Source organism: Streptococcus sp. UMB0029 (assembly GCF_002871495.1).
Lineage (GTDB): Bacteria > Bacillota > Bacilli > Lactobacillales > Streptococcaceae > Streptococcus.
Window position 1 is genome coordinate 77686 of sequence record NZ_PNGD01000007.1, and the last position, 17337, is coordinate 95022.

The window sequence follows — 17337 nt, forward strand, 5'->3', positions numbered from 1 at the left end:
AAGTACAGCCTGCAGCTAGCTTCCTAGTTTGCTCTTTGATTTTCATTGAGTATTAATTAGTCTTTGAAATTCTTTTGGAAGATGAGTAGAGATAATACTGAAGTAATAGCAGCTAAGAATAAGAAGGCATTTGCTTCTTGCTCTCCAGTTTCTGGGAGTTGTTTTTCCTTTTCTTGTTTAACTGTAGTAGCAATAGGTGCTTTTTCATCTTTTCTTGGTGAATCTTCGGTTACGACTGCAGGAGCTGGTTTTTCAGTTTCTCTAGGTAGAACATACTCAGGAAGAGTTACAACTGGTGGAGTATCTGTTCCTACAGAACTTTGTTTAGTTCCAACTTCAATCACTCGGTCTAGAGCTGGAGTTAATTCAGTTTGGACCACCTTACGATTACTACCATCTACTTCGATGTACTCAACTAACAAACCGTCTTTACCTTCTGCTAGAACATTTTCTTTTCCTTTATCTAAGTTTGGATTTTCGCGACGGATAGTCTTGAATGGTACCGCCTTATTGACAATATCCAAACTTGGAAGTTGGAAGACAAGCTCTTTAACTCCTTCTTCAGGATTTGAAGAAGTGATTGGTTTTTCAGTTTCTCTAGGTAGAACATACTCAGGAAGAGTTACAACTGGTGGAGTATCTGTTCCTACAGAACTTTGTTTAGTTCCAACTTCAATCACTCGGTCTAGAGCTGGAGTTGATTCAGTTTGAACTACCTTACGATTGCTGCCATCTACTTCGAGATACTCGATTATAGCACCATCTTTCCCTTCTGCTAGAACATTTTCTTTTCCTTTGTCTAATTGTGGATTTTCGCGACGGATAGTCTTGAATGGTACTGCCTTCTTAACAATATCCAAACTTGGGAGTTGGAAGACAAGCTCTTTAACCCCTTCTTCAGGACTTGAAGAAGTAATTGGTTTTTCAGGTTGTTTCGGATCAACTGGTTGTTCTGGCTGGCTAGGTTGCAATTGCTTGATTTGTTCAAGAGCGTTATTGAGGGCTTTGTTGACGTCTTCTTGAGTCTTAGCATTTTGGATAGCTGCGATTGCTTTATCAGTAATTTCAACTAATTTCTTCTTAGCATTGTTGTTAGTACCAAGTTCAGCCACTTTTTTCTCGATAGCTTCAGTTAAGCTAGCCATAGCCTTATCATAATTGATTTCAGGCTGTTCAGGTTGTTTCGGATCAACTGGTTTTTCAGGTTGGCTAGGTTGCAGTTGCTTGATTTGTTCAAGAGCCTTATTGAGGGCTTTGTTGACGTCTTCTTGAGTCTTCGCTTCTTGGATAGCTGCGATTGCTTTATCAGTAATTTCAACTAATTTTTTCTTAGCCTCGTTGTTAGTACCAAGTTCAGCCACTTTTTTCTCGATAGCTTCAGTCAGACTAGCCATAGCCTTATCGTAATTGATTTCAGGTTGTTCAGGTTGTTTCGGATCAACTGGTTGTTCTGGTTGACTAAGTTGCAATTGCTTGATTTGTTCAAGAGCGTTATTGAGGGCTTTGTTGACTTCTTCTTGAGTCTTAGCATTTTGGATAGCTGCGATTGCTTTATCAGTAATTTCGACTAATTTCTTCTTAGCCTCGTTGTTAGTACCGAGTTCAGTCACTTTTTTCTCGATAGCTTCGGTCAAGCTAGCCATAGCCTTATCGTAATTGATTTCAGGCTGTTCAGGTTGTTTCGGTTCAACTGGTTGTTCTGGGTCTGTTTCGTCTCCAGGTTTTTGGTAATTTTCATCTTTGCTAAGAATATCTTGCAAAGCAGTGACTGTTGCCATCACATCCTGTACATTTACAGTATCAGAACTTAATTGGGCAGTGAGTTTATCAAGATTAGACTTAAATGCTTGGCGTGCAGTTGCAGTATCTTTCAATCCAGCAGGATCAAAATTAGACAAGTCTTCCTTCCATTTAGAGATAGATTGAAGGATTTCTGCTTTGCTGTATAGCTCGCTTCCTTCGCCTTGTGTAATGAATTGATCCACTTGCATACCGATTTTTTTGGTCAAATCATTCTTTTCAGGGTCTAGTTGGAGAGTTACTACGTGCAAGTTTTCATCAAGTCCTTTTAGGCTGACTAGAGTCTGGTCACCTTGGCGTTGGGTAGCATGACCGCTAAAGTATTTCTTACCATCAATAGTGGATGCATTGCCCATTCCATCTTGATAGGTGACTTCTTTACCATCAAGGAATACTTTGTAGACACCATGACCTGGGTCAACAAATCCTTTGATTTCTAAGCCTGTACCATAGAAATAAGCAGTCACAGTTGTCTTTTTCTTCTGATCCTCTGTCAGATGTCCAAATGATACCCATGATTCAGTGTTTTGGTATTTGCCAGAAGAGTTGGTTTCGTGTCTCCATCCAGGACTGTAATCTAATTGGCTAGCTTGGTCGTCGTAATTTGTCTGATTTATTTTCAATAAATCAGCTTTCATTACTCGAATAGTTGCGTCGGTAGCAAAACCGAGTAGAGCACCATCAGACGCAGAAGTGAGTTTTGCTTTGAAGTCAAAGATTGAGTCAGCTTGTTCGGTGAAGTCGATAGTTGGAATGGTAACAGTTTTTTCTGTTTCACCATCTGCAAAGATCACATCTTGAGTTGTATCTTGGTAAACCTTACCGTGAACCCCTGTTCCAGGTTCTGTAATGAAGCGAACGGTAGCAGATCCCTTGCTTCCACCAACACGCTTAATTGTAATAGTAATAGTTTTTCCTTTTTCGACATCGTAAGAAGTTGCTTCAAGCTCAAACATACCCTTGCTGTTATTGTTTAGAGTGTAGATTCCTTCTGTAGCAATTGGTTCACCTGTTTTGTTAACGAGCGTAATAGTGTGTTCTCCAGGTGTTAAATCACCAGTTTCGTAAACTTTTTGGCTACGTTTACGGCTACTGTTCTTGGTTTGTACATCTGCGACTTTTTGACCATCCACGTATACAGACATTTCACCATGGCTTGGATCGACTGTTGATACAACATAAGCCTTGGTTCCTGTGAAACGATAGGTGACTTTGGCGTCTTTCTTGTTGGTCCACATAGAAGTACCGCGGATACCTTCCGATTCATTGTACCAAGTTGTACCTTCCTTGCCAGCCGTTGTATTTGAGTGGTATTCTAGTCCAAGAGGATATCCATCATTCTTTTCGATAGTGCTTGGGGTTTTATAGACTGAGAAGTTAGTTAGGATTGGTGTAGCTTGTGAGCCAGTAATCGTAACTCGGATTTTTTGTGCTTCTACAGGTTGGCCCTGGATCAAACGACGATAGCCTACGGTTGAACCTTCACCATATGGAACCCAGCGTCCGTTGATCTCGACTTCAATTTTGAATCCAGAAATACGTTGCCCTTTGGCAATATCTTCCTTGAGTTCTACAACGTCAAAGCGTCTCTTTTGTCCTAAATCAACTGTGAAACTACCAGTTGTAGCATCATTTGAAAGTGCCCAGCTAGTATCATCTTTACCGTCTGTAAGGTGGCTTTCTTTGTAGAGATGGTTCTGACGAGTCGAACTTGCTGTTACAGTTGCTCCTTTGGCAAAGTCAGTCGCATACATTTGATCTAGAGTTGCCTTGAACTCTTTCAAGCGCTCTACATCCGCATCTGCGAATTTACCTTCTTTGTTTGGTGGAATGTTGAGAAGAAGTGGCGTTCCACGACCAACAGACTTGAAGTAGATATCCATCAATTCTTTGAGAGATTTTGGCTGCTGGTTATCGTGGTAGAACCAGCCAGAGCGGATGGAAACATCTGCTTCTCCTACAGAGTACATATCTCCGTCAGGATCACCGTGGTTAAGGTATTCGTTCTTAACATTTTCGGTGATATTTGCTTTCTTGACCTTATGCCATACAGGGTCACCGGCGATACCACGCTCATTTCCAATCCAACGGACACTTGTTGGTTCGGCAGAGAAGATAGCGATATCTCCCTCAGCTTCCTTGATGTATTTGAACCACTCATCAAAAGTATAGGTTACTTTTTGGGCACCGCTACCGCGTGCTCCATCCATCCAGACTTCGATAAATTTACCCTTATTACCGTATTTTGGATTGCCAAGGATTTCTTTTAGTTGATTGAGGTAGTATTCGTTGTATTCTTTTTGAGTAGCTACCTTATATTTAGGGCTATTAACATCCCATGGTGATAGGTAAACACCCATGTTCATATCGTATTTAGTAGCAGATTTAGAGATTTCTTCTAGAAGGTCCCCTTTTCCATCTTTCCATGGGCTTGCAGCTACGGTATGATTTGTATATTTAGATGGGTAAATAACGAAACCGTCGTGGTGTTTGACAACCATAATAGTGCGTTTAAAGCCAGTTTCCTTTAGAGTACGAATCCATTGGTCTGTATCTAAGTTAGTTGGATTGAAGTTTTTAGGATCTTCATTTCCGTGTCCCCACTCAGAATTAGTATAAGTATTCATACCATAGTGGATGAAGGCGGCTAATTCTTCTTTGTGATAATCAAGTTGAGCCTTGCTTGGAAGCGGACCGTGATTTCCGATTTCTGTTTCCTTATCTTCTAGATGAGCAACAGGTAAAACAGTTGAAGTCGGATTAGAGCTATCAGAGATTTTTTCGTATTCAAAGACGATATCATTCACACCCTTGTGCTGGATGCTGGCTTCTAAGCGTGGAGTGATTGCGCGGTAGCCTGCGATTTCTTTTGCTTCAAAAGTATTTACAAAGGAAACATCGTATTCTTTTCCATCGTTATTATCAGTAGCCACATCTGCTAATTCTTGCCCTGAACCTTTCAAACGATAATGAATGGCAAATGAACCTTTATTCACTTTATAAACCACCTTGATGAGCCGTGTTCCTGGAGCTGTTTTGCTGACGACCTTGTAGGTCCACTCATCTTTGAGTTGTTTGTTGATTTCGACGCCATCAATAGAGACAATCTGGTATTTCTCTTGATTTTTTGTATAGAAGTCGGTCTTAGCGATTTCTTTTTTGAAGTCATAATCAAAAGCTGTTCCAACTTCGGTCTTTTCAACAAAAGTATCATCAGTTTTGATTGGATTGCCAGTTTCGTCTACGTGTTGAACCACTACACGTCCGTAATCGATTCCTTTAATGAGTGTTGCAACACCGTTTTCATCGAAAGAATATTGATTTTCACCAATAACAGCAGTTTTATTTCTGAACATTTCTCCTTCAGGAGTAAAGTAATATCGTTTCCCATTATCACCTTGGTACCAACCTTTGACACCATATTTTGCGATAATATCTTTTACCCATTTGACTTGCTCAGGTGAGAGAACGATTCCGCCGCCGAAACGGTCTTTGTCAGGGATGCCGTTTTCAATTGTGCCGTGTTGGTGAACACCGACTACTTTACCATCGCCGTTGATAATGCCAGCACCTGAAAGGCCTGAAATAGAAGTCATATGATAGGTGATGCCTTTTGAGCCTTTATCATCATACTTATCAACAGACTTCACAACACCATCTACCTTGTAAAGTTGACCAGCAACAATTGGTTTTTTGAGCTCTGGTGAGCTTGAATCGTTCGGATATCCAATCGTGCTAACAGGATCTCCTGGTTGATAGGTTTTATTTTCTGCCAAGGGAACAAAGGTAGCAGCTTTATTTGGACTAGCGATTTGAAGAGGAACAGGTGCTACAACAGCAGCCAAGTCATTTTGATATCCTTTTCCAAATTCTTTCTTGTTCCAAAAATGAATATCTTCTTCTTTAAAAAGAGTAGTATTACCCGTTACAGGTTGAGAATTACGAACTGCAGAATTAGAACCGAGGTTATAGTAAAACTTAGCAGAATCTCCACCTCGAATATGTCCTTCTTTTGTATCACGGTTTGATTCTAAAAAGTTGTGAGCGACAGTCAAGATGACATTTGGTGCCACAAAAATACCAGAACCAGGCACGATATAGCGTTGGGAACTACCATTGTAAATAGTGTAAATCATACTAGCAGCAGTAGCAGGTTGTCCTTCATAAGGGACGTGCTTCAAATCTAGACCACCGTTGATGATTGCACGATTACCATTTTCAGCTTCTTTTGGAAGTTCTTCCTTGTTTTTTAGAATGCTTTCTGTCTCAACTTTTGGGCTATCCTTCTTGTTTACGATTGCTGAAGTATCTATGTTTTTCACGGGCGTGTCAGGATAAGCTTGATCGTGGATTTCTTCAGGAAGCAGGTCAGCAGTTTTAGTATCTGCTACAGTTTTCTCCTCTACTGGTTTAACAGTTTTTTCTGCTTGATCTGACTCTTGAGGTGTAGAGATTACAGGACTTTCATTTTTGACTTCTGGTTTGGTTTTTTCAGCCCCGGCCAATTTTTCTACGTTTGGTTGAGAACTTGTAGCTTCAAATTTTGCTTCGTCAGCTAGTGCTGTTCCAGATGCAAAAAAAGCGAGTCCAACCATAACCGAAGCAACTCCAACGGTTAATTTTCTGATGCTAAAAGTTTGCCCTTTTTCAAAAAGGTATCGATTCATAATGTACTCCTAGTTTGAATAAAGACAGTCAGCTACTGTCTGAGCCCAAGTATGACTTGGAAACGATTTTCTTTAATGATAGTTGATTTGTTCAATAGTTTGAGTATAACCTTCCTCCTATTTAAGCGCTTTCATCTTAAGATAAAAAAATTTAAATTGCCATCTTAATCTTTAAAATGACCCAAAATCCTTAATATAACAAATATACTAAATTATTCCAAGAAATGCAATAGAGAAATGTAAGAAAATCAATCTAACTTAAAGAAATTCATTTGCTTTTTAAAGAAAAAATACATCCTTTCAAAAATTAAACTAAATGAAAGGATGTATTCAAAAAATCAGAGTAATTTTCGTATGGCCTCTTCAATTTGTTGTGGGTCTGTTTTGGAAGAGAAGCGTTCAAAAACTTGCCCATCACGACCGATGAGAAACTTAGCGAAATTCCATTCGATTCGTTTTCCTAGTGGGCCAGATTTCTGGTCTTTCAACCACACATAGAGGGGATTTGCTTCCTTACCGTTGACCTTGATCTTGGCAAAACGTGGGAAAGTGGTTTGATAATGTAGGCTACAGAAGGCGTTAATTTCCTCTGCGCTTCCTGGTGCTTGTCCCATAAACTGATTGCAAGGGAAGTCTAAAATCTCAAAACTTTTTTCTTGATAGCGATCATAGAGTTCTTGGAGACCTTGGTACTGGGGCGTTAAAGCACATCCAGTAGCAGTATTGACAATTAATACTCTTCGAAAATCAAATTCAAACCACGTCAGCGTCGCCTTACCGTACTCAAGTACAGCTTGCGGCTAGCTTCCTAGTTTGCTCTTTGATTTTCATTGAGTATAAGAGAACCTTACCACGATAGGCATCTAATGGGGTTTCTTGATTGTCTTGGTTTAAGACTAAAAAATCGTAGATTGAGGTCATTGTTTGCCTTTCTCTTTCTGTTTGGTATTTTTAGGAGTTTTCTCCTCCTGAAGTGATAGAAAGCCGTAGGTCAGGGTTCCGAAAATACTACCGATAATCAGTCCATACATCAGGAAAGGGACACTTTTATCGAATTGCATGAGCAACTTTCCAAAATCTGAAAAGGACATCTGCTGAACGAAGACTTTATGAAAGATGAGTAAGGTAAAGAAGCCAATCTGAAGGCCGATAAACACAACCCAGCTTCGAAATTTGATTTGGGCTTTGCTGTAGGTTTTGAGGATGATTTCTGACTTGTCATCTTTTTCCAGATGGAGTTCTTTGACAGCTCTTTGGGTTTTTAAAGTAATGAAAAAAATGAGTCCAGAGTAAACGTAGGGCATGGCATAGCGAACGGCTTCTATGAAGCGTCCAAATAACAGATAAAACAAGAAGAGGAAGAAGGAAGAATAAACGATTTGGACCATGGAGCGGGCACAGGCTTTGTAGATAATTTCTTGCCGGCATTCATCAAAAGGGCCCTGAATGTGAAAGAGATTTCGAAGTAGACGAGTGGTTAAGTCTTCTTTTTTCATGCTAGTAACCTCCTAAATGAGTGGTTTTACTGACTTTCTTTTACGAATTGATAGAGATAATAAAGGTAAGTGATAGAAGAAAGGCTAGCGATAGTCAGCAGTAAATAATATTTCCAATCGCTTGAGATGAGCATCAGTTGTGGAAAAGATAGAATTATAAAGTATAGTGCTAAGTTGAGTATGCGTGTTTTTGGGGAGTCAATCTTTAGATAAGTCAGTCCTTTGTTAAGTGCTGGAATAAAGACTAGCCCGAGGAATATCTCGCTGATTGGCAAGTTCCCTGAAACGATAATGAAGATGAGCAGAGAACTGAACAAAAGATGATAGGTCAGTAAAGTTAGTAATGATTTCATAGGTACCTCCTAATCCTGGTCTTTTTTATACTCAATGAAAATCAAAGAGCAAACTAGGAAACTCGCCGCAGGCTGTACTTGAGTACGGCAAGGCGACGTTGACGCGGTTTGAATTTGATTTTCGAAGAGTATTAGCTCTTGCAATACGAAGTGAGACGATAATATGCATCATCACTCCGAAAAAGAAAGCTCCCAGTATAGTTTTAAAAATATGTTTTGTATTTAGAAGAGAACTGATAAAATTTGGATTTTCACTTGTTAGGGTATCAATGAGTGGAATTATAAAAAATATCACTGTTCCATAAATCGAACCTGCTTTCAGACTAGGATAACGTAACTGTTTCTGTTCTTTTTTCATGAGTTTCCTCCTAATCATTATCCTGATCTTTCTTAGCTTTTGCAATGCGACGGGAGATGAGGAACTGTATGCTTGCTCCGAAGAAGATAGAACCGAGAATGCTTGAGACACCATTTCTTATAGTGAGGAGAGAATGAAAATAGTCCTGACCTTCACCTATGAGTATACTGAGAAGAGGAGTTATAAAAAACATCCATAGACCAAAGAACAAACCTGCTTTCAGACCAGGGTAATGTAGTTGCTTGCTTTCTTTCTCACTCAGCATATCTGGATCAATAGCTGTAATCCCTGTTTTTTTCATTTGGTAGGTGACATAGCTAGCAGCGATGAGGGCAATCACTAAAATAAGAGGAGGATAGATTAGAGCCACTTCTTGAGGATATTTATAGGCCAGAAGGAGTGGAATAAGATTTCCGAAAATCATCAGATAAAAGAGGAAGATAAAGACTTGATTGCCGATACGATCAGCCTCGCGTCGTTTGTATTCGTCAAGTGGATCAGAAATACCGTATGTACGCTTGATGAGTTTTTCAGTGAAGGTTTCTTTTTTCATAAGTTTGCTCCTTTTTTAAAAATCATCCTCCCAAAAGAGACTGTTGAGGTCAGTTTGGAGGCTGCGGGCGAGATTGAGACAGAGTTCCAGGGTTGGATTGTACTTGTCGTTCTCAATCATGTTGATAGTTTGTCTCGAGACACCGATATCTTTGGCGAGCTCGAGCTGGGAAATGCCCAGTTCCTTGCGAAATTCTTTCACACGATTCATCTGTTCTCCTTTCTGATTTGTGTCGTATATATTTGACTACATTATATTCTTCTATAGAGCGAATGTCAAGCATATTTGACATATTTCTTAAAGAAATCTTACTTGTTTTTGGCCTATTTGTCTGACTAGTGCAAGCTGGTCGGATTTGTGGTAAAATAGATAGGATATGACAAAAGAATTTCATCATGTAACGGTCTTACTCCACGAGACGATTGATATGCTCGACGTAAAGCCTGACGGTATCTACGTTGATGCGACTTTGGGTGGAGCAGGCCATAGCGAATATTTATTAAGTAAATTAAGTGAAAAAGGCCATCTCTATGCCTTTGATCAGGACCAGAATGCCATTGACAATGCTCAAAAACGTTTGGCACCTTACATTGAAAAGGGGATGGTGACTTTTATAAAGGATAACTTCCGTCATTTACAGGCACGTTTGCGCGAAGCTGGTGTCCAGGAAATTGATGGAATTTGTTATGACTTGGGAGTGTCTAGTCCTCAACTAGATCAGCGTGAGCGTGGTTTTTCTTATAAAAAGGATGCGCCACTGGATATGCGTATGAATCAGGATGCTAGTCTGACAGCCTATGAAGTGGTGAACCACTATGACTATCATGACTTGGTTCGTATTTTCTTCAAGTATGGCGAGGACAAATTCTCTAAACAGATTGCGCGTAAGATTGAACAAGCACGTGAAGTCAAGCCAATCGAGACAACGACTGAGTTGGCAGAAATTATTAAGTCGGCCAAACCTGCCAAGGAACTCAAGAAAAAGGGGCATCCTGCCAAGCAGATTTTCCAGGCTATTCGAATTGAAGTCAATGATGAACTGGGAGCGGCAGATGAATCTATCCAGCAGGCTATGGACATGTTGGCTCTAGATGGTAGAATTTCAGTGATTACCTTTCATTCCTTGGAAGACCGCTTGACCAAGCAATTGTTCAAGGAAGCTTCAACGGTTGAAGTTCCTAAAGGTTTGCCTTTCATCCCAGATGATCTCAAGCCCAAGATGGAATTGGTATCCCGTAAGCCAATCTTGCCAAGTGTGGAAGAGTTAGAAGCCAATAACCGCTCGCATTCAGCTAAGTTGCGCGTGGCCAAAAAAATTCACAAGTAAGAGGAAAAAATGGTAGATAAAAAAGAAACAACCAGTCAATTCTTGCAGAGTCGTATCAAAAAATTCTCCCGTGTGGAGAAGGCTTTTTATCTTTCCATCGCTTTTACGGCTCTCGTCTTAGCAGTGAGCATTATCTTTATGCAAACACGACTTTTGCAAGTGCAAAGTGATTTGACAAAAATCAATGCGCAGATAGAGGAAAAGAAAACAGAGCTGGACGATGCCAAGCAGGAAGTGAATGAATTGATTCGTTCAGAGCGCTTGAAAGAGATTGCAGATAAAAAAGATTTGAAATTGAATAACGAAAATATCCGAACAGCGGAGTAAGATATGAAATGGACAGAAAAAATAACCCGATTTGCGATAAGAAATCGTAAATCTCCAGCAGAAAACCGTAGAATAGTCGGCAAGTACATCAGCTTTGGAGCTGTTATCCTTTTTGCTATCTTTCTGGTTAATTTTGCGATTATCATCGGAAGGGGTAGTAAATTTGGAACGGATCTAGTAAAAGAAGCTAAGAAGGTTCACCAAACAACTCGCACAGTTCCTGCTAAGCGTGGAACCATCTATGACCGTAATGGAGTCCCCATCGCTGAAGATGCGACTTCCTATAACGTATATGCTGTTATTGATAAAAAATACAAGTCGGCAACGGGGAAAATTCTTTATGTAGAGGATTCTCAGTTTAATAAGGTAGCAGAAGTTTTCCATAAATATTTGGATATGGATGAAGCTTATGTAAAAGAGCAGCTGGCTCAACCAAATTTGACCCAAGTTTCTTTTGGTGCAAAAGGAAATGGGATTACCTATGCCAATATGATGGCTATTAAAAAAGAATTAAAAGAGGCTAGTGTTGAAGGAATTGACTTTACAACTAGCCCTAACAGAAGCTATCCAAATGGACAATTTGCTTCTAGTTTTATTGGTTTAGCCCAACTTCATGAAAATGAGGATGGCAGCAAGAGTTTGTTAGGAACTTCTGGTTTAGAGAGTTCCTTGAATACTATTCTTGCAGGGACAGATGGGGTTATTACCTATGAAAAAGATCGTTTAGGAAATATCGTCCCAGGTACAGAACAGGTATCGCAGAAGACTGTGAATGGTAAGGATGTCTATACAACATTGTCTAGTCCGCTCCAATCTTTCATGGAAACCCAGATGAATGCCTTTCTAGAAAAGGTAAAAGGTAAGTACATGACGGCGACCTTGGTTAGTGCCAAAACAGGGGAAATTCTCGCAACAACGCAACGACCAACATTTGATGCCGATACTAAGGAAGGAATCACTAAGGACTTTGTTTGGCGTGATATCCTTTATCAAAGTAACTATGAACCAGGGTCAACCATGAAGGTCATGACGCTAGCTGCTTCTATTGATAACAATACCTTCCCAGGTGGAGAATTCTTCAATAGCAGTGAATTAAAAATAGCAGATGCGACAATCCGAGATTGGGACGTTAATGAAGGTTTGACTGGCGGTGGTATGATGACCTTTTCTCAAGGATTTGCTCACTCAAGTAATATTGGGATGACACTGCTTGAGCAGAAAATGGGTGATGCAACTTGGTTGGACTATCTAAACCGCTTTAAATTTGGTGTTCCGACCCGTTTTGGTTTGACAGATGAATACGCTGGTCAACTTCCAGCTGACAATATTGTTAATATTGCTCAGAGTTCATTTGGACAAGGGATTTCAGTAACCCAAACTCAAATGATTCGTGCCTTTACTGCCATTGCCAATGATGGCGTCATGTTGGAGCCGAAATTTATTACGGCCTTGTATGATCCAAATAACCAATCTGTTCGTAAATCTCAAAAAGAAATTGTAGGGAATCCTGTTTCGAAAGATGCAGCTAGCCAAACTCGTACTCACATGGTCTTGGTAGGAACAGATCCTAGATATGGAACCATGTATAACCATAGTACAGGCAAAGCGACTGTCAATGTTCCAGGTCAAAATGTCGCCCTCAAGTCTGGTACAGCTCAAATCGCTGACGAGAAAAATGGAGGCTACTTGGTTGGTTCTACTAACTATATTTTCTCAGTTGTAGCCATGAACCCTGCTGAAAATCCTGACTTTATCTTGTATGTAACGGTTCAACAGCCTGAACATTATTCAGGTATCCAGTTGGGAGAATTTGCCAATCCTATCTTGGAGCGGGCTTCAGCTATGAAAGACTCTCTCAATCTTCTATCACCTGCTAAGAATTTAGATCAAGTGACGACAGAGTCTTCTTATGCAATGCCTAGCATCAAGGATATTTCACCTGGTGATTTGGCGGAAGCCTTACGCCGCAATATTGTGCAACCAATCGTTGTTGGTACTGGAACAAAGATTAAAGAGTCTTCTGTAGAAGAAGGAAAAAATCTTACACCAAACCAACAAGTTCTCCTTTTATCTGATAAGGTGGAAGAAATTCCAGACATGTATGGTTGGAAAAAAGAGACTGCTGAGACCTTTGCCAAATGGTTAGATATTAAATTGGAATTTGAAGGCTCAGGTTCCGTTGTTCAGAAGCAAGATGTTCGGACCAATACAGCTATCAAAAACATTAAAAAAATTACATTAACTTTAGGAGACTAATATGTTTATTTCCATCAGTGCTGGGATTGTGACATTTTTACTAACTGTAGTAGGAATTCCGGCCTTTATCCAATTTTATAGAAAGGCGCAAATCACAGGCCAGCAGATGCATGAGGATGTCAAACAGCATCAGGCAAAAGCTGGCACGCCAACTATGGGGGGACTTGTTTTCCTCATTGCTGCAGTTGTAGTGAGTTTCCTCGTTGCTCTTTTTTCAAAACAATTGACCAATAATGTGGGAATGATTTTGTTCATCTTGGTCCTTTATGGACTTGTCGGATTTTTAGATGACTTTCTCAAGGTCTTTCGTAAAATCAATGAGGGGTTAAATCCCAAACAGAAATTGGCTCTTCAACTTCTAGGTGGCGTCATTTTCTACCTTTTCTATGAGCGTGGTGGCGATATGCTTTCAGTCTTTGGTTACCAAGTGCATCTAGGGATTTTCTATATTGTTTTTGCACTGTTCTGGCTAGTCGGTTTTTCAAACGCAGTCAACTTGACAGACGGAATTGATGGTCTGGCTAGTATTTCAGTCGTGATTAGTTTGTCTGCATATGGAGTTATTGCCTATGTGCAAGGTCAGATGGATATTCTTCTGGTGATTCTTGCCATGATTGGTGGCTTACTCGGTTTCTTCGTCTTTAACCACAAGCCTGCTAAGGTCTTTATGGGTGATGTGGGAAGTTTGGCTCTAGGTGGAATGCTGGCAGCTATCTCTATGGCTCTCCACCAAGAATGGACTCTCTTGATTATCGGAATTGTTTATGTCTTTGAAACAACTTCAGTCATGATGCAAGTCAGTTACTTCAAAATGACTGGTGGCAAACGTATTTTCCGTATGACGCCTGTGCATCACCATTTTGAGCTTGGAGGATTGTCTGGTAAGGGAAATCCTTGGAGCGAGTGGAAGGTTGACTTCTTCTTTTGGGGAGTGGGACTTCTAGCAAGTCTCTTGACGTTAGCAATTTTATATTTGATGTAAGAATGGCACCCTGATGTTTCAGGGTGTTTTTGCATTCTAAAAAATATTGGTCAATTAAAGTCAAATCTCTTGACCTTTTCTGACTAATGTAGTATATTATGAACGTAAGGTAAATGAAAGCCTTACTCGAATACTTATACTCAATAAAAATCAAAGAGAAAACTAGGAAGCTAGCCGCAGGTTTTCAAAACACTGTTTTGAGGTTGCAGATAGAGCTGACGTGGTTTGAAGAGATTTTCGAAGAGTATTATTTAAAGTAAAATAGAAAGAGGTGGGTCTATGTTTCATCTAGAAATCTTCAGAAGTAAAGATAGTCTACTCCTGCTTGAAAAAGAAAAACCAGAAATAGTACGTAGAGTAGCCATTTAGCTAGTCTAAATTTTTTAAAACAAAGGTCAAAGATAGTCAATATCAGTAATAATAACGAAGAAATACAAAAAGAGGTAAAGAATATGAACAACAACTTTAATAATTTTAACAACATGGATGATCTATTTAACCAATTGATGGGTGGTATGCGAGGATACAGTTCTGAAAACCGTCGTTACTTGATTAATGGACGCGAAGTGACACCTGAGGAATTTGCTCACTATCGTGCAACTGGTCAATTGCCAGGAAATGCAGAAGTTGATGGACAAATGCCACAACATACGTCAGGTATGAAACAAGACGGTGTCCTTGCTAAACTGGGTCGAAACTTGACAGCGGAAGCGCGTGAGGGCAAGCTGGATCCTGTCATCGGACGAAACAAGGAAATTCAAGAAACATCTGAAATCCTTTCACGCCGTACCAAAAACAATCCTGTTTTGGTTGGAGATGCAGGTGTTGGTAAGACAGCAGTTGTCGAAGGCTTGGCACAAGCTATTGTGAACGGCGATGTTCCAGCTGCTATTAAGAATAAGGAAATTATTTCCATTGATATCTCAGGTCTTGAAGCTGGGACTCAATACCGTGGTAGCTTTGAAGAAAACGTTCAAAATCTAGTCAATGAGGTCAAAGAAGCGGGGAATATTATCCTCTTCTTTGATGAAATTCACCAAATCCTCGGTGCTGGTAGCGCTGGTGGAGACAGTGGTTCTAAGGGACTTGCAGATATTCTCAAGCCAGCCCTCTCTCGTGGAGAATTGACAGTGATTGGGGCAACGACTCAAGACGAATACCGTAATACTATCTTGAAGAATGCAGCTCTTGCTCGTCGTTTCAACGAAGTCAAGGTCAATGCTCCTTCAGCAGAGGATACATATAAAATCCTTCAAGGAATTCGTGATCTCTATCAACAACACCACAATGTCATCTTGCCAGACGAAGTTTTGAAAGCAGCAGTGGATTATTCTGTTCAGTATATTCCTCAACGTAGCTTGCCAGATAAGGCTATCGACCTTGTCGATGTTACGGCAGCTCACTTGGCAGCACAACATCCAGTAACAGATGTGCATGCTGTTGAACGTGAAATTGAAGCGGAGAAAGAGAAGCAAGAAAAAGCTGTTGAGGCGGAAGATTTTGAAGCAGCTCTAAACTATAAAACACGTATTGCAGAATTAGAAAAGAAAATCGAAAACCACACAGAAGATATGAAAGTGACTGCAAGTGTCAACGATGTAGCTGAGTCTGTGGAACGAATGACGGGTATTCCAGTATCTCAAATGGGAGCATCAGACATCGAACGTTTGAAAGATATGGCTCATCGCTTGCAAGACAAGGTGATTGGTCAAGATAAGGCGGTAGAAGCGGTAGCTCGTGCTATCCGTCGTAACCGTGCTGGTTTTGATGAAGGCAATCGCCCAATCGGCAGCTTCCTCTTTGTAGGACCAACTGGGGTTGGTAAGACAGAACTTGCTAAGCAATTGGCGCTTGATATGTTTGGAACTAAGGACGCAATCATTCGTTTGGATATGTCTGAATACAGTGACCGTATAGCCGTTTCTAAGCTAATCGGTACAACAGCAGGTTATGTGGGTTATGATGACAATAGCAATACCTTGACAGAACGTGTGCGTCGTAATCCTTACTCTATCATTCTTTTGGATGAGATTGAAAAGGCTGATCCTCAAGTGATCACTCTGCTCCTCCAAGTCTTGGATGATGGTCGTTTGACAGATGGTCAAGGGAATACAGTAAACTTTAAAAACACTGTCATTATTGCGACCTCAAATGCTGGATTTGGCTATGAAGCCAACTTGACAGAAGATGCGGACAAACCAGAATTGATGGACCGTTTGAAACCCTTCTTCCGTCCAGAATTCCTCAACCGCTTTAATGCAGTTATCGAGTTCTCGCACTTGACTAAGGAAGATCTTTCTAAGATTGTGGACTTGATGTTGGCTGAAGTTAACCAAACCTTGGCTAAGAAAGACATTGATTTGGTAGTCAGTCAAGCGGCTAAAGACTATATCACTGAAGAAGGCTATGACGAAGTCATGGGTGTTCGTCCACTCCGTCGCGTGGTTGAACAAGAAATTCGTGATAAGGTAACAGACTTCCACTTGGATCATTTGGATGCTAAACATCTGGAAGCAGATATGGAAGATGGTATTTTGATCATTCGTGAAAAAGCCTAATACTCTTCGAAAATCAAATTCAAACCACGTCAACGTCGCCTTGCCGTACTCAAGTACAGCCTGCGGCTAGTTTCCTAGTTTGCTCTTTGATTTTCATTGAGTATAAGACAAAATTTTGAGGATAAAAAAAGAAGGAGCCAGCTGAAAAGCCGGTTCCTTTTTTGTGTTTAGATGACATGACGCTCAAAGGCATCATCTGAAATTCCTTGCTCCAAGATGAGTTTCGCCCATTCTTTCGCAGAAAAGAGGCTGTGGTCCTTGTAGTTTCCGCAAGATTCGATGGTTGTTCCAGGAACATCTTCCCAAGTAGTAGTCTCAGCGATTTCTTTGAGCGAATCCTTGATGACGGCAGCAATTTCAGCGCTGGTGTGGCGTCCCCACATAATCATGTGGAAGCCTGTGCGGCAACCAAATGGTGAACAGTCAATCATGCCGTCGATGCGGGTACGGATGAGTTTGGCTAATAGGTGCTCGATAGTGTGAAGACCAGCGGTAGGGATAGAGTCTTCGTTTGGTTGCACCAAGCGAATATCATAATTGGAGATAACATCTCCCTTTGGCCCTGTTTCTTCCCCAATCAAGCGAACATAGGGTGCTTTAACAATGGTGTGGTCAAGTTCAAAACTTTCGACAATAACTTCTTTTGACATGGTAAATCCT

The 17337-nt window shown here is 40.5% G+C and carries 12 protein-coding genes and 1 pseudogene; 5 read left to right on the forward strand and 8 right to left on the reverse strand.

Annotated elements, in window-relative coordinates; genetic code table 11:
• Positions 1-56: 56 nt before the first annotated feature.
• From CJ239_RS06040 to CJ239_RS06080, 7 genes and pseudogenes are all read right to left on the reverse strand, one after another.
• Positions 57-6467: an alpha-L-fucosidase gene (locus CJ239_RS06040; protein WP_102210887.1), complete on the reverse strand. Its 6411-nt coding sequence runs from the start codon at positions 6465-6467 to the stop codon at positions 57-59.
• 338 nt (positions 6468-6805) lie between these two features.
• Positions 6806-7388, reverse strand: a pseudogene (locus CJ239_RS06045) (glutathione peroxidase).
• Complete coding sequence (locus CJ239_RS06060) at positions 7385-7963, reverse strand: DUF3278 domain-containing protein (protein WP_102210888.1); 579 nt, start codon at positions 7961-7963, stop codon at positions 7385-7387. The pseudogene CJ239_RS06045 and the gene CJ239_RS06060 overlap by 4 nt, the downstream one beginning before the upstream one ends.
• Before the next feature lie 26 nt (positions 7964-7989).
• Positions 7990-8316, reverse strand: a complete 327-nt coding sequence (locus CJ239_RS06065; protein ID WP_102210889.1) for a hypothetical protein — start codon at positions 8314-8316, stop codon at positions 7990-7992.
• Positions 8317-8347: 31 nt separating this feature from the next.
• Entirely contained in the window at positions 8348-8674 is a 327-nt protein-coding gene (locus CJ239_RS06070; protein WP_102210890.1) for a hypothetical protein, read from the reverse strand.
• A gap of 10 nt (positions 8675-8684) precedes the next feature.
• The gene (locus CJ239_RS06075) at positions 8685-9227 is read right to left on the reverse strand and encodes a DUF3278 domain-containing protein (protein WP_102210891.1); all 543 of its coding nucleotides are present in this window, start codon (positions 9225-9227) and stop codon (positions 8685-8687) included.
• A gap of 15 nt (positions 9228-9242) precedes the next feature.
• Positions 9243-9437, reverse strand: coding sequence for a helix-turn-helix transcriptional regulator (locus tag CJ239_RS06080; RefSeq protein ID WP_001082470.1), 195 nt, complete (start codon positions 9435-9437; stop codon positions 9243-9245).
• Between the two features lie 166 nt (positions 9438-9603).
• On the opposite strand from CJ239_RS06080, the gene rsmH reads away from it, so the two are divergent.
• From rsmH to CJ239_RS06105, 5 genes are all read left to right on the forward strand, one after another.
• A complete protein-coding gene (gene rsmH / locus CJ239_RS06085; RefSeq protein ID WP_102210892.1) occupies positions 9604-10554 on the forward strand; it encodes a 16S rRNA (cytosine(1402)-N(4))-methyltransferase RsmH in 951 nt (316 codons plus the stop codon).
• 9 nt (positions 10555-10563) lie between these two features.
• The gene (gene ftsL / locus CJ239_RS06090) at positions 10564-10881 is read left to right on the forward strand and encodes a cell division protein FtsL (RefSeq protein WP_020902171.1); all 318 of its coding nucleotides are present in this window, start codon (positions 10564-10566) and stop codon (positions 10879-10881) included.
• A 3-nt stretch (positions 10882-10884) separates the two neighbouring features.
• Positions 10885-13137 (forward strand): penicillin-binding protein PBP2X, encoded by a 2253-nt coding sequence (gene pbp2X / locus CJ239_RS06095; protein WP_102210893.1) that lies wholly within the window; start codon positions 10885-10887, stop codon positions 13135-13137.
• 1 nt (position 13138) lies between these two features.
• Entirely contained in the window at positions 13139-14119 is a 981-nt protein-coding gene (gene mraY / locus CJ239_RS06100; protein ID WP_102210894.1) for a phospho-N-acetylmuramoyl-pentapeptide-transferase, read from the forward strand.
• Between the two features lie 452 nt (positions 14120-14571).
• The gene (locus tag CJ239_RS06105; protein ID WP_102210895.1) at positions 14572-16677 is read left to right on the forward strand and encodes an AAA family ATPase; all 2106 of its coding nucleotides are present in this window, start codon (positions 14572-14574) and stop codon (positions 16675-16677) included.
• Positions 16678-16844: 167 nt separating this feature from the next.
• On the opposite strand, the gene CJ239_RS06115 is transcribed toward CJ239_RS06105, so the two are convergent.
• The gene (locus CJ239_RS06115) at positions 16845-17327 is read right to left on the reverse strand and encodes an S-ribosylhomocysteine lyase (RefSeq protein WP_000032562.1); all 483 of its coding nucleotides are present in this window, start codon (positions 17325-17327) and stop codon (positions 16845-16847) included.
• Positions 17328-17337: the final 10 nt, after the last annotated feature.